This window comes from Arthrobacter sp. zg-Y238 (assembly GCF_024385525.1).
GTDB lineage: Bacteria > Actinomycetota > Actinomycetes > Actinomycetales > Micrococcaceae > Arthrobacter_B > Arthrobacter_B jinronghuae.
Map to the genome: position 1 here is coordinate 384,470 of NZ_JANFLU010000001.1, position 19,928 is coordinate 404,397.

Consider the following 19,928-nt stretch of genomic DNA (forward strand, 5'->3'; position numbering starts at 1 on the left):
TGACGGAGCCCGATTTTGTTCCGGGTGGGCACCAACCGTTGACCCTGCCAAGGGGCGGGCCTAGGGTCGAACGCATCATCACCGTGGATGTGGAAACAAAAACAAAGGAGTTTTTGTGACGACTGCTGCTGCGTTCCAACAGCCCCTCGACCCGATTGCCGGTTCCCTGGCCCTGTCCGCCATCCTGGCCGCCCTGCCGCTGCTGATTCTGTTTGTCCTGCTGGGCGTATTCCGGATGAAGGCCTACCAGGCGGCCCTGATCAGCCTGGCACTGTCCATCATCCTGGCCATAGTGGGCTGGCGGATGCCGGTGGGACAGGTTCTTTCAGCTACGGGGCTTGGCGCCTTCTATGCCATCTTCCCCATCCTCTGGATCCTGATCAACGCCCTGTGGATCTATAAGTTGACCGTGGCAACGCCGTGGTTTGAGGTCCTGGGACGCACCATCCGCTCCATCTCGGACGATCTGCGCATCCTGTCCATCCTGATTGCCTTTTGCTTCGGTGCCCTGCTGGAATCCCTGGCCGGCTTCGGAGCGCCGGTAGCCATCGCGGCGGCCATGCTGATGGCCGCTGGCATGAAGCCGTTGAAATCCGCCGTTGTCGCCCTGCTGGCGAACACGGCTCCGGTGGCCTTCGGCGCCATGGCGGCACCGATCATCGCGCTGAACGGCGTCACGGGCATCCCGCTGCAGGAGCTGTCCTCCATGACCGGACGGCAGACGCCCTTCATTGCGCTGGTGGTTCCGCTGATCCTGGTCTTCCTGGTGGACGGTAAACGCGGTCTGCGGCAGACGTGGCCGGTTGCGCTCGTCGCCGGAGCGGCCTTCGGGCTGGCACAGTTCGCTGCCTCGAACTTCTTCATTGTGGAACTGACCGACGTCGTTGCCGCCGTCGTGACAGTAGTGGCAGTACTCCTGATGCTTCGGGTCTGGCAGCCGGCCGAGATCATCGGCATGACCGGGGAAACCCGCGAGGCCGAGAAGGCAGGGGAAACCGCGCCGGTTTCTGAAACGGAATCCGTCGGAACGGACACCCTCACCGGCTCGGGCCGCGGTTCAGCGCCAGGGGCCGGAGCCGGTGCCGGAACCGGAGGGGGCGCCGGGGCAACCGCCATGGGTGCCGGCGCCGACAGCGGCCGCGCAGGAGACGGCGGGGAGGGAGATCGTGCCCCCAGCGGCAGCACATCCGCCACCGGCCGGCCCTCCGGACACGACGTCTGGATGGCCATTGCTCCCTACCTGGTGATCATCGTGGTGTTCTCCATTGCCCAGATTCCCGTGGTCAAGACCTGGCTGACCTCCATCGGCAGCACCACCTTCCTGTGGCCGGGACTCGACGTCACCGGAAACAACGGCAAACCGGCGGCCGCCCAGACACTGCGTTTTGACCACATCCGGGCGACCGGCACCCTGCTGCTTTTCTCCGGCATCATCACCATGGTGCTGTACCGGATCGCGGCTAGCCGCGGAGTACGCGTCTACGGAGAAACGCTGAAGCAGCTGCGCTGGACCATCCTGACCGTCTGCTCCGTGCTGGCCCTGTCCTTCGTGATGAACCTTTCCGGCCAAACCACCACCCTCGGGGTTGCCCTGGCCTCCGCCGGCGGCTTCTTCGCCCTGCTCTCCCCGCTGCTGGGCTGGATCGGCGTGGCCCTGACCGGGTCCGACACCTCCTCGAACTCCCTGTTCGGTGCCCTGCAGGTGGCCGCGGCCAACGAAACCGGGCTGTCACCCACGCTCATGGCCGCAGCCAACTCCTCCGCCGGCGTTATGGGCAAGATGCTTTCGCTGCAGAACCTGGCCATCGCCTCAGCCGCCGTCGGCCTGGAAGGGGCGGAAGGAACACTGCTGCGCAAACTCATCGGCTGGAGCCTTGGCCTGCTGGCGTTCATCACCGTGCTCATCTGGCTGCAGTCCACCTCTGTTCTTGGCTGGATGGTCCCCTGACCCCTGCCCGACCTACCTCCACCGAACTACAAGGAGAAATCCCGTGAGCACGCACTCCCTCGACCCGGTTCCCGCTAACGCCGCCGGGTCCGGCAGCACCGTCCTAAGCGGCTTCCCCTCCGTTTCCGTCCTGGAAGCGGACCGGCAACGGGTGAGCACCGACAGGTCCGGATTCGTTCCGGACTCGCTGCCGGACGGCGTGGTGTTCGCCCGCACCGCGGACGACGTCGTCGCCACCCTCCGGCTGGCCACCGAACACCGCATGCCCGTGGTTCCCCGCGGAGCCGGCACCGGGCTCGCCGCGGCGGCGTCCTCCCGGGCCGGGGAACTGGTGCTCGACGTTTCGGGCATGAACCGGATCCTGCGCATCGACCCCCAGGAGCAGCTGGCCGTGGTGGAACCCGGAGTCCTCAACGCGGACCTTAATGCGGCTGCCGCGGAATACGGACTCTTCTACGCACCCGACCCGGCAAGCACCGCCATCTGCAGCATCGGCGGCAACATTGCCACGAATGCCGGCGGGATGCGCTGCGCCAAGTACGGTGTCACCCGCGAATCGGTGCTGGCCCTGCGCGTGATCCTGGCGGACGGACGGGAACTGCGGACCGGCCGCGAAACCATCAAGGGTGTCAGCGGCTACGACCTCAACGCCCTGATGATCGGTTCGGAGGGGACACTGGGTGTGGTGGTCGAAGCCACGCTGCGGCTACGCCCGCTTCCGGTGCATACCGCCACAGTGGCCGCGTTCTTCCCGGATGTCACCGCAGCTGCCCAAGCCGCGTCCGCCGTCGTAGCCGCCCGGATCCAGCCCTCCGTGATGGAGCTGATGGACGGACAAACGCTGGAAGCGGTGGACATGGCCATGGGAACGGACTACCGCTCAAAGGGCGGAGCGTTCCTGCTGGTGCAGACGGACGGGTACGGGGCGTTCCTTGAGCAGGACGTGGTGATGGACGTCCTGTCCACGCTGGGCAGCTGCGAAAGGGCCGTCGACGACGAGCATGCCGCCGCGCTGATCACCGCCCGCCGGGAAGCCATCCCCTCGCTGGAGAAACTGGGCCGGGTGTCCATCGGCGATATCGGCGTTCCCCGGGGACGGCTGGCCGAAGTGGTGAGCGGGCTCGAAGAAATCTCCGCCCGCACCGGGGTCCGCATCTTCACCATCGCGCATGCCTCGGACGGGAACCTGCATCCCATGATCGTGCTGGACCCGGAGGACTCGGTGACCACGGGCCCGGCGAAAGCGGCCCTGGGGGAGATGTTCTACCTCGCCCACCGGCTGGGCGGCACCCTGACCGGCGAACACGGCATCGGGCTCCTCAAGCGGGACTGGCTGGAGGAGGAGCTGGGCGGGGTGTCCCTGGAGGTCATGCACACCATCCGCACCGCGCTGGACCCGCTGGGCATCCTCAACCCGGGGAAGGCGCTCTAGGCCGTTATGGTCCCCGAGCCGGGGGCCGGCGCAACAGTGCCCGGCGGCGGCTCGGTGCCGCGGTTTCGGTGGCGCACGACCTCGGCGGGGCCTACCCTGTGCAGTCCACCAGCTGATTATCCCCATGAGGAGAGGCCATGCGCCGACTGCCCGTAGTTACTGTTGCCGACAAACTGGAAAACGCGGGCTGGCTGGATCCTGCAGCCGGATGGGTGGCAAAGGCCGTGAAGGCGGTAATACCCTGGCCTGCCGTGAGGGACGTCCTGCACGGCGTCCCCCTTGGACATCCCCTGCACCCACTGATGATCGTGGTGCCGCTGGGAGCGTGGGTGTCCGCCGCCGTGCTGGACGTGCTGCCCGGTAATGAGCGGGCCGCGCGGACCTTGGTGGGCGTGGGCGTAGCTGCGGCGGGTCCCACGGCGCTCGCCGGCGCCGCGGACTTCTCCCAGCTGGATACCGAGCAGCAGCGCACCGGGATTGTGCACCAGGGCGCCAACGTGCTCGCCGTCGGCCTGTACTCCGCCTCCTGGCTGGCGCGCGGGAGGGGACGGACGGGACTGGGCCGGGCCCTGGCCTTCACCGGCCTGGCGGTCACCGGAGCGGGCGGCTTCCTGGGCGGACACCTGTCCTACCGGCAGGGTGCGGGGGTCAACCGCAATGAGGATTTCGCGGAGAAGGTGCCGGAGGGGTGGCACTCGCTGGGGCCCGTGGGCGCATTCGCGTCAGGAGTTCCCCAGCCTGCCCGGCTCGGAGCGGTGCGCCTCATGGTGCTCAAACGGACCGACGGCGCCGCGGACGGAGCGGTCTCCGTCCTGGCTGACACCTGCAGCCACCTCGGCGGCCCCCTGCACGAGGGTGAACTGCGGGAGGTGAAAAACGAGCTGTGTATCGTCTGCCCCTGGCACGGCAGCACCTTCTCCGTTGATTCGGGGGAGCCGATCCATGGCCCGGCAACTGCCCCGCAACCGTCCTTTTCCACCCGCATCCGGGACGGTCTGCTGGAAGTAAGCGTTAAGCCTTAAACCTGTCCGCTCCGCCACGAAGGAGACTGCAATGCGCACAACTTCCCTAGGAACCAACGGACCCGAGGTCGGCGTCATCGGCCTGGGCTGCATGGGCATGAGCTACGCCTATGACATGGACGCGGAACGCGACGAAGAAACCTCCATCTCGGTAATCCGCGGAGCGGTCGAACTGGGCACCACCCTGATTGACACCGCCGACGTGTACGGCCCCTACACCAACGAGGAACTCGTGGGCCGGGCCCTGAAGGACGGCTACCGGGAACGGGTGGTCCTGTCCACCAAGGTCGGGCTGGAGGTCAGCACCGAGGCCCCGGCCGCCGGGACCATGCCCGGACTGAAGAAGGACGGCCGCCCCGAGCACATCCGCGCCTCCATTGATGCGAGCCTGCGCCGGCTCGGCACCGATCACGTGGACTTGTACATCCTGCACCGGGTGGACCCGCAGGTGCCGCTGGAGGAATCCTGGGGCGCCATGGCCCAGGTGGTCCGTGACGGCAAGGCCCGCGCCGTCGGCCTGTCCGAGGCCAGCGTGGAACAGATCCGGCTGGCACAGACGGTGCATCCGGTAACCGCTGTCCAGTCCGAGCTCTCGCTCTGGACCCGGGACCGGCTTGCCGACGTCGTACCCTACTGCGAGGAACAGGGCCTCGCGTTCCTGCCCTTCTCACCGCTGGGCCGCGGGTTCCTCACCGGCCGCTTCACCTCTTTCGACCAGCTGCCGGCTGATGACATGCGCCGCAGGCTTCCGCGGTTCCAGCAGGAGAACCTCAAGGCAAACCTGGCCATCGTGCAACGGGTGCACGACGTCGCCGAACGGGTGGGGGCGACGCCCGCCCAGGTGGCGCTGGCGTGGGTGGTGGCGCAGGGCCGGTGGGTAATTCCGATCCCGGGCACCAAAACCCCCAAATACCTGCGTGAAAACGTGGCTGCCGGGGACTTGGTGCTCAGCAACGAGGACCTGGCAATGCTCAACAACGCACCGCAGCCCGAGGGCGCCCGGTACTGACCAGACACTTCGCGTCAGGCCCCGCCCACCGCCGCCAGATCGGCCCGCACCTGCTCGGGTTCCTGTGCCAGGGGCATGTTCTCCTCGTCCCGCACCCCGTCCAGGGAGCCTGACCGGTCCGGTGCCAGCGGAGCGAAGAATTCATCGAAGTCCTCGGTGGCCGGGCCCTTCTCGGCAACCAGCTCGAAGGTCTTGCCCACGGCCGCGTCGGAGGAGAGTGCGTGGACGAGTACCTGGGCGATCTGGCGGCGGGCGACGGCGCCGTCGGCCGGGGTTCCGGTGCGCCGGGTATCACCCTGCAGGGCAACCAGGCGGTGCTCGTCGGGGCCCGCGTAGTCGAACCAGCCGGGCCGCACGATCGTATAGGGCAGGCCGCTGGCGCGGACCAGCCTCTCGGAACGGCGTTTCCAGTCCAGAAGATGGCCGTATCCTGCGGCCCGGCTGGTGTCGCCGATGGCTGTCATCAGCACCACGCGGACCCGGCGCCCGGCCAGGGCTTCGAGGAGGTTGCGCACTCCTCCGTAGTCCACGTCCTCGGGGCTTGAGCCTCCGGCATCGGAACCCAGCGTCAGGATGATCGCGTCCGCTCCCTCCACTGCTGCGGGCAGGGTCTGCGGTCGGGTTACGTCCCCAACCGCGATCTCCGTTGCCGGAGGGAGTATCCGGGCTGCCTTGGCGGGATCGCGGACCAGGGCACGAACGGTGTAACCCTCGCTCAGGGCCTCTTCAACAACCAGGTGCCCGATGCTGCCGGTGGCGCCTGCAACCAAGATTGTGCTCATGGGGTCTCCTCCGTGGGATGTCGGTGCAGTCTTAATGGAACAGGGTGACGGGGTGTTTGTGGAGGCCGGAAGGGTAGCTGATGCCTTCCGGAACCGTTTGCACCCAGTGCAATGATGCACGTAGTGTAGAAGCGTGCTTACCATCCTCCCGGTTGAAGACCGCCGCAAAGCGCTGAAAAGCCGCCACCGGCAGGATATTGTGGCTGCCGCGGCCGCGCTGATGGACGAGCGCCAGGCCACGGACTTCACCGTGGACGAGTTGGCACAACGCGCGGATGTTTCCCGCCGCACGGTGTTCAACCACTTTGCCTCCGTCAACGACATTGTGTCGGAGGTCTGCAGCGACATACTCAGCGCTGCCGTCGCCAGCCTGACGGCCGTCCCGACCTCCGACGTCGGCCGCCCGGCAGTGCTGGATGAGATCGCCGAGGCGTTCCGCAACGCGGATCTGGTGGCACCCATGGCTTACCTGAACCGCGTGCTTGGCGACGGGGGCCCGGCGGTGACGGCACATCCCATGGCCCTGCGGGCGTTCACCGAGCTCAGTGAACGGCTTTCGGCCGTAATGCTTAGCCGCCACCCCGAGGCCGACAAACTCAGCGTGCACCTTCTGGTGGGCGCCCTGACCAGCGGACTGGGGGTGCTCTACCACCACTGGCATTGCGCCACCGGCGCCGTTGACACCCCGCAGTCCCGGCGCAGCTGGGCGACGATGCTGGACCAGCTCCTTGATACCGTCCGGTCCGGCCATGCCGCCGGACCGGCCGGCCAAGCCGGCCAACCCTGCCCTAGTTCCGTAGTTTCCTCCAACCATCCCTCTAAAGGACAGACTCTCAATGGCTGAATTCCTCTACCGCCTCGGAGCAGCGGCAGCCCGCCGTGCACGCTCCGTGCTGGCGGCGTGGTTCGCTGTGCTCGTGGTGGCCGGTGTGGCCTACACGCTCTTCAGTGGCACCCTCACCACCGCCTTCTCCATTCCCGACACGCCCACCACCCAGGTCACCGAACGCCTACAGGAGAAGCTTCCGCAGGCATCGGGCGGCTCTGGTTCCGTGATGGTCCAGACGGAGGACGGCTCCCGCTTCACCGATACCCAGCAGCAGGAAATCTCTGAGTGGGTCACCAAGGCCGCCGAGATGGACGGCGTGGAAGCCGTCATTGATCCGTTTGCCACCGAGGCGGACCGTGCCAAGCAGGGCCAGGAGCTCGAGGCAGGCCTGGCGCAGGTTGAGGCGGGCCGCGCCCAGATCGAGGACGGCCGCGCCCAGCTGGAGGCCGGGCAGGCCCAGCTCGACGCCGCACGGCAGCAGGCCGAAGCAGCCGGCACCCCCGCCGAAATGATGGCCGCACTGGACGCGCAGCAGGCCGAGCTGGATGCCAAGCGCGCGGAACTGGACGCCGGCAGTGAAGAGCTGGAAGCCGGCGCGGTGCAGGCCGAACAGGGTGCAGCCCTGCTGGACATGGCCGAGGAGATCCGCATGGTTTCCGAGGACGGCAGCGCCGCCATCCTGAACGTGACCTTCACTGATACGCAGATGGAAGTGACGGAGGAAACCAAGGACGCCCTAGTGGCCGTCTTTGAAGACGAGCCTATCGACGGGGTGAAAGTCGATTACTCCGCCGAGATCTCTGCCGCGGTGCCTGCACTCTTCGGCATCGGTGAAGTAGTTGGCCTCGTCATCGCAGGAATTGTCCTGTTTGTGATGCTGGGGACCCTGATCGGGGCCGGCCTGCCGCTGCTGACCGCCCTGATCGGTGTCGGCATCGGCGCCCTCGGCGCACTGGCCTTCTCCGGCGTGGTTGAAATGGCGTCGGTGACCCCCGTACTCGGCCTGATGCTTGGCCTGGCAGTGGGCATTGATTACGCACTGTTCATCGTCAACCGGCACCGCCGGCAGCTCAAGACCGGCCTCTCCCTGCAGGAATCCATTGCGCTGGCCAACGGCACCTCCGGCAATGCCGTGGTGTTCGCCGGTGCCACCGTGTTCATCGCCCTGCTCGCCCTGAACATCACGGGGATCCCGTTCCTGGGCCTCATGGGAACCGTGGGGGCAGCCTGTGTTGCCATCGCTGTCCTGGTTGCGGTCACCCTGACCCCGGCACTGCTGAAGCTTGTCGGCATGCGCATCCTCAGCCGCAAGGAACGCGCTGCCATCACCCCGGCCGAGGGCGCCGACTCCAAGGAAGGCCGCCCCCAGCTCGCGGAGGCCAAGCCCATGTCGACCGGCCGTGCAGTGATCACGGTTGTTGCCTCCATTGCCGCGCTGCTGCTGCTGGCGGTGCCTTCCATGGACCTCCGGCTGAACCTTCCCGACGGTTCTTCCGAATCCCACGACACCACCCAGTACCGGGCTTATGCCGCCGTCTCCGAGAAGTTCGGGGAAGGTCAGAACGGCCCGCTGCTGCTGGTGGCGGAGCTGCCCGGCGAGCCCAGCGAAGAGGAAGCACTGGTAGCCCAGAACGAGATTGCCAGCGCCATCTTCGACCAGGACGATGTGGCGGCAGTCGCCCCCATCGGCACCTCCGAGGACCGCAGCGTGGCCGCCTTCCAGGTCATCCCGGAAGAAGGCCCCACGAGTGAATCCACCGAGGCGCTGGTGAACTCGCTGCGCGGCATGTCCCCGATTGAGGGCGAGAACGGCGACTATGAGATCGGCGTGGCCGGCTCCGCCAGCGGCAACATCGACATCTCCGAGAAGTTGGGCGAAGCCCTGCCGCTCTACCTCGGCGTGGTGGTGGGACTGTCCCTGCTGATCCTGATCCTGGTGTTCCGGTCCATCTTTGTTCCGATCATCGCCACGCTCGGCTTCATCCTGTCCTACTTCGCCGCGCTCGGTGGCGTGGTGGCCATCTACCAGTGGGGCTGGATGTCCGGCATCTTCGGCGTGGAAACCCCCGGCCCGATCCTGAGCTTCCTGCCGACCATCCTGGCGGGCATCCTCTTCGGACTCGCCATGGACTACATGCTCTTCCTCGGTTCGGGCATGCGGGAGGCCTACGTCCACGGAGCCCCTGCACGCCTCGCCGTGGCCCAGGGCTTCCGCGCCGGCCGCTCGGTGGTTGCCGCGGCCGCCATCATCATGGCGTCCGTGTTCGGCGGGTTCATCTTCTCGCACAGCACGATGATCCGGCCGATCGGTTTCGCCTTGGCCTTCGGCGTCCTCGTTGATGCCTTCGTGGTGCGGATGCTGCTGATCCCGGCCCTGATGCATCTTGCCGGCGACAAGGCCTGGTGGCTGCCGAAGTGGGTGGACAAGATCCTGCCGGACGTCGACGTCGAGGGCGCGTCCCTGGAGCGCCGCCATCCGCACGTCGATGAGAAGCACTCAGAGGTGGAAGAACCGGTCCGGAGCTAGGCTCCGGCCCTCCCTGAGAATAAAAGAACGTGCCGCCATTCCTTCGGGAGGGGCGGCACGTTCTTTGTTACGGGAAGAGCATGCCTAGACTACTGCGGCCTCTTCGGCCGGAGCTTCCACGGACGTGTTCCTGCGCGTCAGCAGCAGGAAGGACGCGGCGGCCAGGACCAGGAAGCCGACCATGGCAACGCCCATCGGCACGCCGGTCTCTTCGCCCCACAGGCCAACCAGCGGGGACACAAGGGCTGCCAGGACGAACTGCAGGGAGCCCAGGAACGCGGAACCGGTGCCGGCGTGGTGCCCGGCCTCTTCGAGGGCCAGCGCCGTGGCGTTGCCGAAGATCAGGCCCAGGGAGCCCTGGAACACGGCGAACAGCACCAGGGTGGGGACCAGCGGAGTGCCGTTGGACACCGAAATCAGCATGCCGGCGGCAGCCAGGACGGCCACAGCCAGGCCGATGCCGATCATCAGGCGGTAAGGCGCCTTGCCCGCAAGGGCGGCTGCCACGGCACTGACGATGGTGATGGCGACGGCGTTCATGGCGAACACCAGCGAGAACCGGGTCTCGGACATCCCGAGGACATTCTGGATAACGAACGGGGAGGCGGCGATGTACGCGAAGAGACCGGCAAACGAGAAGCAGAAGGTCAGCAGGTAGCCGGTGTAGTTGCGGTTGCGCAGCACCTCGCCCGCCACTCGGAAGGTGGTCTTGAGGCCGCCGCGGTTGCGGTCGGCGTCGGGCAGTGTTTCCTTCACGCCGAACAGTGCGCCCAGGAACATCAGCAGGACCAGAACCGCGAGGACCCAGAACACCATCCGCCAGCCGCCGGCGGCAATGATGGCGCCGCCGGCCAGCGGGCCGACCACGGGGGCAATGACGCTGATCATGGTCAGCACGCCCAGGAGCTTGGCGGCTGTTGCTCCGCGGGAGGTGTCGGAGACAATGGCGCGGGCCAGCACAATGCCGGCGGCGCCGCCAAGGCCCTGCAGGAAGCGGGCGGTGGCCAGGATTTCAACGTTCGGTGCAACAGCGCAGAGCACGGTGGCCAGCAGGGCGACGAAGGAGCCGATCAGCAGCGGCTTGCGGCGGCCGATGCCGTCGGAGAGCGGGCCGATAACCAGCTGGCCGAGGGCCAGGCCCACCAGGAACGCCGTCATGGTGAGCTGGATGCCGGTGGCGCTCGTGTTCAAGTCATGCGCCATGTGGGGGAAGGCCGGCAGGTACATGTCGATGGACAGCGGGGCCACTGCGGTGAGCAGGGCCAGGATGCCTGTCAGCATGCCGGCGTTGGGCCGCTTGGTGGGCGGTGCGGGGAGCGTGGTGCTCGTCATGAAAAACCTTCTTCTAAAACCGTTTAAGTGCCGAGCGAGCATAGCATATGTGGACATATATATACTAAGATATGCGCTAGGATCGTTGGCATGACGAACGACGGCGTACCGGCGGCAACGCGCGAAATTGCGGACCTGCTGCGCGATCTTTCCTGGAACATCCACCGGAAGGCGCCCGAGATCACCGGGATCGAGCCGCTGCCGAACACCGAGCTGGCCGTGCTCAAGCATGTACTGGACAACCCCGGCCTGACGGTCACGGAGCTGGCCCGGCTGATGGGGCTCAAGCAGAGCAATGCCAGTGCCGCCGTCCGTACATTGGCCGAGCGCGGGCTGGTGACGCGGTCGAGCAGCCCGACGGACCGGCGGGTCAGCCTTCTGTTGCCCACCGAGGAGGCGCGGGCGCAGAACGAGGTCATTGCCCACGCGTGGGCGGGTCCTATCCGTGCCGGCATCGAGCGGCTGAATGCGGAACAGCGGGCAGCGCTGGAGGCGGCGTCGGGGGCGCTGGTTGCCCTTAACCGCGCGATGCAGACCCGGGGCTAGGCGACGGCTGCCACATGAAACCGGCAGCAGAAATGTAAACCGGCAGCCGAAATTCCCGTGACAGCCGGCGGCAGAGGGTCCTAAGCTTCCCGCCATGGCTATCGCGCGAGTTCCCAACACTGTCATCGACTGCCCGGACCCCGAGGCACTCGCCACCTTCTACGGTGCCCTCCTGGACTGGAAGGTGAGCGTGGACGACGACGGCTGGGCCGACATCACCGACGTCGCCGGCCAACGCTTCGCTTTCCAGAAGGTGGAGAACTACACGCCGCCGGCCTGGCCCGGCCAGGACGTTCCCCAGCAGATGCATATCGACGTCGATGTGGACGATCTGGACGAAGGGGAAGCGGCGGTCCTCGCCCTTGGCGCAACCAAGCACGAGTACCAGCCGGGGGAGACCTTCCGGGTGTTCCTTGACCCGGCCGGCCATCCGTTCTGCCTCTGCGTCGGCTGGAAGGATGACTGAAGCCCGGCGCCGGCGAGCAAAAATTCCCGTGACAGCCGGCGGCAGGGTGCTCTAAGGTTCCAGCCATGGCTATCGCACGAGTACCCAGCACAGTTATCGACTGCCCGGACCCCGAGGCACTCGCCATCTTCTACGGCGCCCTCCTGGACTGGAAGGTGGACCTGGACGGGTACGACGGCGACTGGACCGAAATCTCCGACGTCACCGGCCAGCGCTTCGCTTTCCAGAAGGTGGAAAACTACACTCCGCCGGTCTGGCCGGGCCAGCATATTCCCCAGCAGATGCATATCGATGTCGATGTGGACGATCTGGACGAAGGGGAAGCCGCGGTTCTCGCGCTTGGGGCAACCAAGCACGAGCAGCAACTGGGGAGGACCTTCCGCGTGTTCCTGGATCCGGCAGGCCATCCGTTCTGCCTCTGCCAGGCCTCGCCGGCCGGGGCGGCCGGCGCCGCGCAGATTAGCGGCTGAGGTTGTCCTCCAGTGTGGCGGTATGCGCGGCAAGCCGGGCGAACGCGCCGTCGGCAGCCCGCAGCTCGGCCGGCGTGCCCGCTTCGATGACCCGCCCGGCGTCGAGCACCACCACCTGATCTGCGTTCTCCACGGTGGAGAGCCGGTGCGCGATGGTCAGTGTGGTGCGCCCGGCGGACAGCCGCTCCAGAGCCAGCTGCACCTGCGCTTCGGTGGTGTTGTCCAGCGCCGAGGTGGCCTCGTCCAGGACGAGCACCGGCGGGTTGCGCAGGATGGTGCGGGCAATGGCGAGCCGCTGCTGTTCCCCGCCGGAGAAGCGGTGGCCGCGCGCACCCACCAGGGTGTCCAGGCCGTCCGGCAGGGCGCCGACGGTGTCGGCCATCTGCGCGGCGGCAAGCGCGGACCAGAGCTGCTCATCTGTGGCATCCGGATCCGCCAGCAGCAGGTTCTCGCGGATGGAGGCGTGGATCAGGTAGGTCTCCTGCGAGACGACGCCGACAATCCGGGCGAGGTCTTCGGGTGCCAGCTCGCGCACGTCCACGCCGTCGATCGTCACGCGGCCGGAGCCGGTGTCGTTGAGCCGCGGCAGCAGGGATGCCAGAGTGCTCTTGCCGGAGCCGGTGGGTCCGACGACGGCGGTGGCGGTCCCTGCGGGCAGCGCCAGGTTGATGCCGTGCAGGACTTCGGTGCCGTCGTCGTACGCAAAGTGAACGTCCTCGAACCGCACGTCGCCGCGGACGGTTGCCGGGTCCAGCCGAACCGGGTTTTCCGCGGGACGGATCTGCGGCTCGAGGTCCAGGTATTCGAAGATCCGGCTGAAGAACGCCAGGGCGGTCACCCACTGCACGCCGATGTTCAGCAGGCCCATGACCGGCCGGAAAATGCCGGCCTGCAGTCCGGTGAAGGCCACCAGGGTGCCGATGGTCATGCCGCCGCTGGTGGCGGGGAAGCCGGCGGCCAGGTAGATGACGGCCGGAATGGCTGCGAAGACAATCTGCATGGTGGCCATCCGCCAGCGTCCTGCGAGCTGGCTGCGCAGTTCCAGTCCCACGAGGGTTTCGGAGCGGGCGCGGAACCGGTCGGCGTCGCGCGGAACGGTGCCCAGCGTTTTGGCCAGGCGGACGCCCGAGACCGAGAGGCCTTCTTCCACCTGGGTGTGCAGGGCGGCGAGCTCGCGCTGGCGTTCGTCGGTGACGTCGCGGCGGATCATCGCCACCCGCCGGGAGAGCCAGATGGCCGGCGGAAGCACCACCAGCGAGATCAGGCTCAGCCCGGGGGAGAGGGCCACCATCGCGACGGCGGTGGCGACCGCCGTCGTGAGGTTGGAGGCCACGCCCGTGGCGGTGGTGGTGACCACGGACTGCATGCCGGAGATGTCGTGCGTGAGCCGGGACTGCACCTCCCCGCCGCGGGTGCGGGTGAAGAAGCCGAGCGACTGGGCCTGCAGGTGAGTGAAAAGATCAACGCGCAGGGTGTGCATAACGCGCTGGCCCATGCTGGTGGCCAGCCAGGTCTGGATGACGCCGATGGCGGCGGTCAGTGCTGCCACGCCCACCATGGAAGCGGTGAGGAACAGCAGCAGCCGGGTGTTGCCGTGCGGCAGTGCGTCGTCAATCACGGCGCGGACCAGGAACGGCTGTGCAAGGCCGACCACCGACGAGGCAGAGATGAGCAGCACGACGACGGCGATGGTCCCCTTGTGCGGGGCGAATAGTGCGGCGATGCGCCGCAGGTGAACCGGGTGTCGGTTCAGTTGCTTTTGGTCGGCGGGATTCAGCTTTGCGGGGCCGCGGCCGCCGCCTGGTCCTCTGCCGCTTCCGGGGCCTTCGGGGGCCGCTTCGGGAATAGCCATGGTTCCTCCTGTTGCTGCCGCGAGATGCGATTCGGCAGCTAATGCAGAGGTTACCTCATTATGTGGTTACCACGAAATGGGTAGACTGTTTTCATGACTGATGCTTCTGCCGATCCGGCGGCCCTGGGGGAACTGATGCATACGGCGTTCCGCGGACTGCGGAAGCGGTGGATGCAGCAGCTGGCCCCGTATGACCTGACGCCGCACCAGTTCCGGGCGCTGAGTGCAGTGGCCCGGGCAGCGGGGCACGGGCCCGAGGCGCACGGAGTGGCGCACGACGGCGCGCAGGACTCCGCCGACGCCGCGCGTGAGCCCGGGCTGCGGCTGAAGGAACTGGCGGAGCGGCTGCGCATTGCCCCGCGCTCGGCGACGGAGGTGGTGGACCAGTTGACCGCCAAGGGGCTGGTGGAGCGTCGGGCGCATCCCTCCGACCGCCGGGCTACGCTGCTCACGCTTACCGAAGCGGGGGAGGGGCTGCGGGAAACCGTGCTGGCGGACCGGAAGCGCGAGGCGGACGAGTTCTTTTCCGTCCTGGAGCCGGGGGACCGGGCGGAGTTGGCGCGGATTCTGGGGGAACTCGGCGGTAGCGGGGATGGATATTCCCGGAACGCAAACACAATGGAAAGCTAAGCAGCCTGATTTTCTCCTGTGGCGGTCATTCTGTTAGATTTCGAACGGGGAATTTCACGCGTTGCTGCGTGCCTTCCTTGGCAGCAATTTGCTGGTGATTGAACAAAGTCTCGATATAAGGTCTCTACTTCATGTGTAAAACGAGCGGTAAGCCCCTCGCCCGGGCTGGTTTCGCAGCTCCGGCACGGCCCGCAGTCAGTTCCCCGCCGCCCCCGGAAGAATCCGCCTGGACCTTGTAGGGAAAACGGCGTAGAACTCCCGCGCAGAACCACTAGCGGCCCGTGTCGCTCCAATTCTCCGCCGGATGTCCGTGAACTTCCCGATCTCTTCCGTCCGCTGACCGCGCCGCCCATTAGCAACGTTGGCAGCGGGCTGCAGTCCGCTGCCAAGCCCTCAGGTCGGCATCGAATAAACCAACCGAAAGCAGGTGCAGGATGAATGCGCAGGCAGTAATTGAGCGCAACAATGTCCGGGTGCTTGGACGTCCAGATGGCCCTGTACTGCTGCTGGTACAGGGATTTGGCTGTGACCAGGTGATCTGGGATCGGATCCTGCCGTTCTTTACGGACACCTACAAAGTGGTGCTGTTTGATCATGTAGGAACCGGCGGTGCCGATCCGGAGGCTTACGACGCCGCCAAATACGCTGCCTTGGAAGGTTATTTGACGGACCTGACCGAGATTCTTGAGGTCCTGGAGCTGAAGGACGCCACCGTCGTCGGGCACAGCATCGCCGGGACTATGGCCCTGGCGGTCGCGGCCCGCAACCCGCGGATTGCGCGTCTCGTTTTGCTCTGCACCTCGCCCCGCTACATCAATGACGACGGGTATATCGGCGGGTTCCGAGCGGAGGATATTGAGGGTGTCCTGAAGGCCGTGGAGGCCAACTACCCCCTATGGGCAAGGGCGATGGCTCCGGAGATAGCGGGCGACGATTCTGACTCCGAGGTCAGTGTGGAGCTGGCGGACAAGATGTGCCGCCTGCACCCAGAGTATGTTCGGAACTTCCTGCAGATGTCCTTTGCCACGGATGTTCGGAAGGTGCTCCCCGACGTGTCTGTCCCGGCCTTGATCCTGCAGTCGAGGGCGGACCCGCTGACCCCGGAACCGGCGTCGCTGTTCCTGCACAACCATCTTCCTGACAGTACCCGCGTGGAACTCGAAGCCCGCGGAAACATGCCACACCTCAGCGCACCCCGGGAGACGGCGGAGGCCATTCTCAAGTACCTGTTGGTGACTGCCCGTGCCTAGCTCTGCCGGTAAGGACATGGGCGCCGCCGGGGGCGCCGACTATGAGGAACACTTCCATTCGGCTGCCTCCGGATATCTCGTCCTCACCACGGACGGAACGATCCTGGATGTCAACCGGACTCTGGCCTCATGGACCGGGCGCTCCAGGGAGGGGCTGCTCGGCGGCAACATCATTGACCTGATGCCCGTGGGGGACCGGGTGGTATTCGCTTCCTATGCAGTTCCTCAGCTGGCCGTGGCGGGATGCTTTAACGAAATGGCGGCGGAGCTGGTGTCCGCAGACGGGGAGCTGATTCCGGTTCTCCTCTCCGGGGTGCGCTCGGAAGAAAAAGACGCCCGAGACGGCGCCGGCGTGGACCGGATCGCCGTCTTTAACGCCTCCGAACGCAGGCTCTACGAGCGGGAACTGGTGGCTGCCCTGCGCAAAGCTGAGGCGGCTGAAGCAGCGCGGGCCGCAGCGGAAGAAGAAACCCGGGAAAAGCAGAAGGCACTGGAGGAGAAAGACCGCGTCCTGCAGGCGAACCTGACGAAGAGCAGGGAGCGCGAAGCCTTGCTGGAAACGGTGCTGAACACGATCGACGTCGGCCTGCTTGTGGTGGACGCGCAGGGCAAGACCGTGCTGACAAACGCCCATCTCCAGTCCGCCTGGAACAGGGTTCAAGGGGAAGTCGCCCCGGGCGGGGAACGGCCGATTTTTGGTCCGGACCGCGTCACGCCCCTGTCCGACGCCGAGAGTCCGGTGAGACGGGCCGTCGCGGGCGAGTCCTTCTCGAACCGGTTGGTATGGTTCGGTTCCTTGGACTGTGGAAACCAGATAGCCCTCAACGTCTCTGCCCGGCCCATCAGGACGGAAGGAGCGTTTTCCGGCTCGGTGATCGCCTACAGCGACGTCAGCCGGTTGGTCCATGCCGTCGCGGCCCAGGAGGAATTCGTGGCGAGCGTGTCCCACGAACTGCGGACCCCGCTGACCTCGATCATGGGTTACCTTGACCTCGCACTGGACGAGGAGGGGCTGTCGCCGGAGGTGACCTCAGCGCTGAATGTTGCGCTGCGCAACTCGGAACGGCTGTTGGCGCTGGTGTCCGATCTGCTGTCCGTAGCGTCCGGAGCCACCAAAATGGACCGCCGGCCGGTGAACCTGGCCGAAATCGTGCGGGCAGGCGTGGTGTCCGTATCCCCGAAGGCCGCTGCGGGACGGGTGGACCTGGTGTCGGAGGTTCCGGCGTCGCTCACTGTTGACGCGGATCCGCAGCGCCTGGCCCAGGTGGTCGATAACCTGCTGTCCAACGCCGTGAAGTACTCCCCTGACGGGGGGACAGTGACAATCCGCCTCCGGCAGGACGAGTACGCGGTCCGCCTTTCCGTTGCAGACACCGGGATCGGAATGACCAAGGCCGAACAGGAAAAGGTATTTACCAAGTTCTTCCGGTCCCGCCGTGCTGTCGCCTCGGCTGTGCCCGGGGTCGGCCTGGGCCTGGTGATCACCAAGAACATTGTGGAATCGCACGGGGGAAAGCTGAGTTTCGTCAGCAGCCCGGGGCAGGGAAGCGAATTCACGGTGTCCCTGCCGCTGGCAGCGGAAACGGCGGCCGGAATCAGTCCCGCTCGTTGAGCTTCTTCAACAGGTCCGTAAGGTTCTGGAGCTCGGCCCGAGTCCAGCTGCCGAGCCGGTCCCGCAGGAGGGCCCGCTTCGCAGAATGTGCATTCTCGAAGCGGACCCGACCCTCCGGAGTAAGGTCCAGCAGCTGGACCCGCCCGTCGGAAGGGTTCGCCCGGCGGACCACCAGGCCCAGGGTTTCCAGCTGGGACACCGTCCGGCTGAGCAGCGCTTTGTCCACCTGAAGGGCCTCGGCCACGCTGCCCTGCGGGCATTCGCCGCCGCGGTACAGGGTCATCAGTACCGTGAACCCCAGCGGCTGCAGGCCCGGATGGACCGCCGCGGCGGCGTCCTTGAACGTCCCCCGCGCGGCGGCAAGCATCATCGAGAACTCGCGTTCCACTTCCAGGACGGCGGACTCGAAGGCGATGTTGTCAGCGTCCCCGGCTGCCGACGTCGTCACCCTATGCGTTGTTCTTTCCGGCCGGAACATCCTTTCCGGGCGTTACGTCCGGATTCTGCCCGGCGGCTTCTTCGGACACGGCGGCTACCGTCTCTGCGGCAGTCCCGGAATCAGCCGCCTTCCCGGAATCCTCGCCGGACGCCGCAGCAGCTTCTTCGGCCTGCATCTTCTCGTGCCGGGTCAGGCTGCCCAGCGGCAGGTTCGGAAGGAAGAGCACGGCCAGCAGGGTCAGGACGCCCAGCGGAGCGGCAATCATGAAGATGTGCGCCACCGACGAGCCGTACACAGATTCCACAATGAGACGCACGGATTCGGGCAGGGAATTCACGTCCGGGATGCTGCCGGAGGCCAGCGATGCGGCGACCGCCTTGCCCTCCTCGCCCAGCGCGCCGATGGCCGCCATCAGTTCGCCCTGCTTCTCGGCCAGCCGGTCGGTCACCTGGGTGGCCAGCACCGCACCCAGCGCGGAAACACCGACGGTGCCGCCGATAGTGCGGAAGAAGTTGATGCTGGAGCTGGCGACGCCGAGATCCCGGGTTGAAACATCGTTCTGCACCACGAGCACCAGGTTCTGCATCACCATGCCCACACCGGCGCCGAGCAGGAACATGTACAGGGAGACAAGCCCGAAGTTCGTGTCGTATTCGATGGTGCCCATGAGGACCAAACCCACCGTCAGCAGCACGGACCCGATCACCACGTAGGCCTTCCACTTGCCGCTCTTGGTGATCATCCTGCCCACGATCGTGGAGATGATCAGCAGGCCGGCCATCATCGGGATGGTCATCAACCCGGACATGGTCGCGGATGCGCCGCGGGCCAGCTGCATGTACTGGGACAGGAACACGGTGGTGCCGAACATGGCGACGCCGACGGCGAGTGACCCGACCACCGCGAAGGTGAAGGTCCGGTTGCGGAACAGGGTCAACGGGATCAGCGGCTCCGGGGCCTTCAGCTCCACGGCAACGAACGCCGCCAGGCCCAGCAGTGAACCGCCCACCATCCATGCGGTGGCAGCACTGGCCCAGCCGAAGTCGGTGCCGACCAGGGAAACCCAGATGAGCAGGCAGGACACGGAGGCCGAAAGCAGCACGATGCCGGCATAGTCGATCTGCACCTTCCGCTTCTTCAGCGGAGGCAGGTGCAGGGTCTTCTGGATCATCACCAGTGCGACGGCGGCCAGCGGCACCGCGACGTAGAAGTTCCAACGCCAGTTGACGGTGTCCGTGATGACACCGCCGATCAGCGGCCCGCCCACCGTGGACAGGGCCATCACGGCGCCGAACAGGCCCATGTACCGGCCGCGTTCCCGCGGCGAGACAATGTCCGCCATGACAATCTGGGTCAGCGCGCCGAGGCCGCCGGCACCGATGCCCTGCACCACGCGCATGGCGATCAGCCAGTCGGTGTTATGCGCGAAACCTGCCGCGGCGCTGGCGACAATGAAGATGATCAGGGCCAGCTGGATCAGGACCTTGCGGTTAAGCAGGTCTGCGAGCTTGCCCCAGATCGGGGTCGAAACCGCGGTGGCCAGCAGGGTGGCGGTGACCACCCAGGTGAAGGCGGCCTGGTCGCCGTCGAGGTCCGAAATGATTACCGGCAGCGAGGTGCTTACCACCGTGTTCGCCAGCATTGAGACGAACATGCCGAGCAACAGGCCGGTCAGGGCCTGGAGAACGGCGCGGTGCTTGCGTTTTGCTTCAGCCCGCGCCTCGGCTCGGGTTGCGGGGACAGCGCCCTGCGGGGCAGGGGAAACGGGCATGGGGTACTCCA

The 19,928-nt window shown here is 66.5% G+C and carries 17 protein-coding genes; 12 read left to right on the forward strand and 5 right to left on the reverse strand.

Translation table 11 applies throughout. The features are described from left to right. The first annotated feature begins 115 nt into the window (after window positions 1-115). The 4 genes from NNX38_RS01940 to NNX38_RS01955 all read left to right on the forward strand — a co-directional run bounded on the left by NNX38_RS01940 (window position 116) and on the right by NNX38_RS01955 (window position 5,411). Window positions 116-1,948, forward strand: coding sequence for an L-lactate permease (locus NNX38_RS01940; protein WP_255796470.1), 1,833 nt, complete (start codon window positions 116-118; stop codon window positions 1,946-1,948). Window positions 1,949-1,991: 43 nt separating this feature from the next. Beyond that, on the forward strand, window positions 1,992-3,380 hold the full coding sequence (locus NNX38_RS01945) for an FAD-binding oxidoreductase (protein ID WP_255796471.1): 1,389 nt from the start codon (window positions 1,992-1,994) through the stop codon (window positions 3,378-3,380). Window positions 3,381-3,517: 137 nt separating this feature from the next. Beyond that, on the forward strand, window positions 3,518-4,402 hold the full coding sequence (locus tag NNX38_RS01950) for a Rieske 2Fe-2S domain-containing protein (RefSeq protein WP_255796472.1): 885 nt from the start codon (window positions 3,518-3,520) through the stop codon (window positions 4,400-4,402). A 31-nt stretch (window positions 4,403-4,433) separates the two neighbouring features. Further along, the gene (locus NNX38_RS01955; protein ID WP_255796473.1) at window positions 4,434-5,411 is read left to right on the forward strand and encodes an aldo/keto reductase; all 978 of its coding nucleotides are present in this window, start codon (window positions 4,434-4,436) and stop codon (window positions 5,409-5,411) included. 14 nt (window positions 5,412-5,425) lie between these two features. Here the strand turns inward: NNX38_RS01955 and NNX38_RS01960 are convergent, their stop codons facing one another. After that, window positions 5,426-6,193, reverse strand: coding sequence for an SDR family oxidoreductase (locus NNX38_RS01960; protein WP_255796474.1), 768 nt, complete (start codon window positions 6,191-6,193; stop codon window positions 5,426-5,428). 133 nt (window positions 6,194-6,326) lie between these two features. On the opposite strand from NNX38_RS01960, the gene NNX38_RS01965 reads away from it, so the two are divergent. Together NNX38_RS01965 and NNX38_RS01970 are read left to right on the forward strand one after the other, a co-directional pair. Then, on the forward strand, window positions 6,327-7,037 hold the full coding sequence (locus NNX38_RS01965) for a TetR/AcrR family transcriptional regulator (protein ID WP_255796475.1): 711 nt from the start codon (window positions 6,327-6,329) through the stop codon (window positions 7,035-7,037). Further along, window positions 7,030-9,549: an MMPL family transporter gene (locus NNX38_RS01970; protein WP_255796476.1), complete on the forward strand. Its 2,520-nt coding sequence runs from the start codon at window positions 7,030-7,032 to the stop codon at window positions 9,547-9,549. The genes NNX38_RS01965 and NNX38_RS01970 overlap by 8 nt, the downstream gene beginning before the upstream one ends. A gap of 84 nt (window positions 9,550-9,633) precedes the next feature. Here NNX38_RS01970 and NNX38_RS01975 read toward each other — a convergent pair whose 3' ends face one another. Beyond that, window positions 9,634-10,881: a multidrug effflux MFS transporter gene (locus NNX38_RS01975; RefSeq protein ID WP_255796477.1), complete on the reverse strand. Its 1,248-nt coding sequence runs from the start codon at window positions 10,879-10,881 to the stop codon at window positions 9,634-9,636. A gap of 90 nt (window positions 10,882-10,971) precedes the next feature. Between NNX38_RS01975 and NNX38_RS01980 the strand changes: the two genes are divergently transcribed. The 3 genes from NNX38_RS01980 to NNX38_RS01990 all read left to right on the forward strand — a co-directional run bounded on the left by NNX38_RS01980 (window position 10,972) and on the right by NNX38_RS01990 (window position 12,363). Beyond that, window positions 10,972-11,427 carry a MarR family winged helix-turn-helix transcriptional regulator gene (locus NNX38_RS01980; protein WP_255796478.1) on the forward strand — a complete coding sequence of 152 codons (456 nt, stop codon included), beginning with the start codon at window positions 10,972-10,974 and terminating at the stop codon, window positions 11,425-11,427. 94 nt (window positions 11,428-11,521) lie between these two features. Continuing rightward, complete coding sequence (locus NNX38_RS01985) at window positions 11,522-11,893, forward strand: VOC family protein (RefSeq protein ID WP_255796479.1); 372 nt, start codon at window positions 11,522-11,524, stop codon at window positions 11,891-11,893. A gap of 65 nt (window positions 11,894-11,958) precedes the next feature. Further along, the gene (locus NNX38_RS01990) at window positions 11,959-12,363 is read left to right on the forward strand and encodes a VOC family protein (protein ID WP_255796480.1); all 405 of its coding nucleotides are present in this window, start codon (window positions 11,959-11,961) and stop codon (window positions 12,361-12,363) included. On the opposite strand, the gene NNX38_RS01995 is transcribed toward NNX38_RS01990, so the two are convergent. Then, window positions 12,353-14,215, reverse strand: coding sequence for an ABC transporter ATP-binding protein (locus tag NNX38_RS01995; RefSeq protein WP_255796481.1), 1,863 nt, complete (start codon window positions 14,213-14,215; stop codon window positions 12,353-12,355). The two genes, NNX38_RS01990 and NNX38_RS01995, sit on opposite strands and share 11 nt — an antisense overlap. Before the next feature lie 93 nt (window positions 14,216-14,308). Here NNX38_RS01995 and NNX38_RS02000 point away from each other — a divergent pair, with 93 nt between their 5' ends. The 3 genes from NNX38_RS02000 (at window position 14,309) to NNX38_RS02010 (ending at window position 17,707) form a co-directional block, all read left to right on the forward strand. Next, window positions 14,309-14,845, forward strand: coding sequence for a MarR family winged helix-turn-helix transcriptional regulator (locus tag NNX38_RS02000; protein ID WP_255796482.1), 537 nt, complete (start codon window positions 14,309-14,311; stop codon window positions 14,843-14,845). A gap of 434 nt (window positions 14,846-15,279) precedes the next feature. Further along, a complete protein-coding gene (locus NNX38_RS02005; RefSeq protein WP_255796483.1) occupies window positions 15,280-16,095 on the forward strand; it encodes an alpha/beta fold hydrolase in 816 nt (271 codons plus the stop codon). Further along, complete coding sequence (locus NNX38_RS02010; protein WP_255796484.1) at window positions 16,088-17,707, forward strand: PAS domain-containing sensor histidine kinase; 1,620 nt, start codon at window positions 16,088-16,090, stop codon at window positions 17,705-17,707. The genes NNX38_RS02005 and NNX38_RS02010 overlap by 8 nt, the downstream gene beginning before the upstream one ends. Here the strand turns inward: NNX38_RS02010 and NNX38_RS02015 are convergent. Together NNX38_RS02015 and NNX38_RS02020 are read right to left on the reverse strand one after the other, a co-directional pair. Continuing rightward, window positions 17,691-18,155, reverse strand: coding sequence for a MarR family winged helix-turn-helix transcriptional regulator (locus tag NNX38_RS02015; RefSeq protein WP_255796485.1), 465 nt, complete (start codon window positions 18,153-18,155; stop codon window positions 17,691-17,693). The two genes, NNX38_RS02010 and NNX38_RS02015, sit on opposite strands and share 17 nt — an antisense overlap. Before the next feature lies 1 nt (window position 18,156). Then, the gene (locus NNX38_RS02020) at window positions 18,157-19,917 is read right to left on the reverse strand and encodes an MDR family MFS transporter (protein WP_255796486.1); all 1,761 of its coding nucleotides are present in this window, start codon (window positions 19,915-19,917) and stop codon (window positions 18,157-18,159) included. Window positions 19,918-19,928: the final 11 nt, after the last annotated feature.

Bases quoted from the DNA above. Each gene is read 5' to 3' on its own strand.
- NNX38_RS01950 (WP_255796472.1), top strand. From the start codon at position 3,518: ATGCGCCGACTGCCCGTAGTTACTGTTGCCGACAAACTGGAAAACGCG.
- NNX38_RS01955 (WP_255796473.1), top strand. From the start codon at position 4,434: ATGCGCACAACTTCCCTAGGAACCAACGGACCCGAGGTCGGCGTCATC.
- NNX38_RS01960 (WP_255796474.1), bottom strand. From the start codon at position 6,193: ATGAGCACAATCTTGGTTGCAGGCGCCACCGGCAGCATCGGGCACCTG.
- NNX38_RS01970 (WP_255796476.1), top strand. From the start codon at position 7,030: ATGGCTGAATTCCTCTACCGCCTCGGAGCAGCGGCAGCCCGCCGTGCA.
- NNX38_RS01975 (WP_255796477.1), bottom strand. From the start codon at position 10,881: ATGACGAGCACCACGCTCCCCGCACCGCCCACCAAGCGGCCCAACGCC.
- NNX38_RS01980 (WP_255796478.1), top strand. From the start codon at position 10,972: ATGACGAACGACGGCGTACCGGCGGCAACGCGCGAAATTGCGGACCTG.
- NNX38_RS01985 (WP_255796479.1), top strand. From the start codon at position 11,522: ATGGCTATCGCGCGAGTTCCCAACACTGTCATCGACTGCCCGGACCCC.
- NNX38_RS01990 (WP_255796480.1), top strand. From the start codon at position 11,959: ATGGCTATCGCACGAGTACCCAGCACAGTTATCGACTGCCCGGACCCC.
- NNX38_RS01995 (WP_255796481.1), bottom strand. From the start codon at position 14,215: ATGGCTATTCCCGAAGCGGCCCCCGAAGGCCCCGGAAGCGGCAGAGGA.
- NNX38_RS02000 (WP_255796482.1), top strand. From the start codon at position 14,309: ATGACTGATGCTTCTGCCGATCCGGCGGCCCTGGGGGAACTGATGCAT.
- NNX38_RS02005 (WP_255796483.1), top strand. From the start codon at position 15,280: ATGAATGCGCAGGCAGTAATTGAGCGCAACAATGTCCGGGTGCTTGGA.
- NNX38_RS02020 (WP_255796486.1), bottom strand. From the start codon at position 19,917: ATGCCCGTTTCCCCTGCCCCGCAGGGCGCTGTCCCCGCAACCCGAGCC.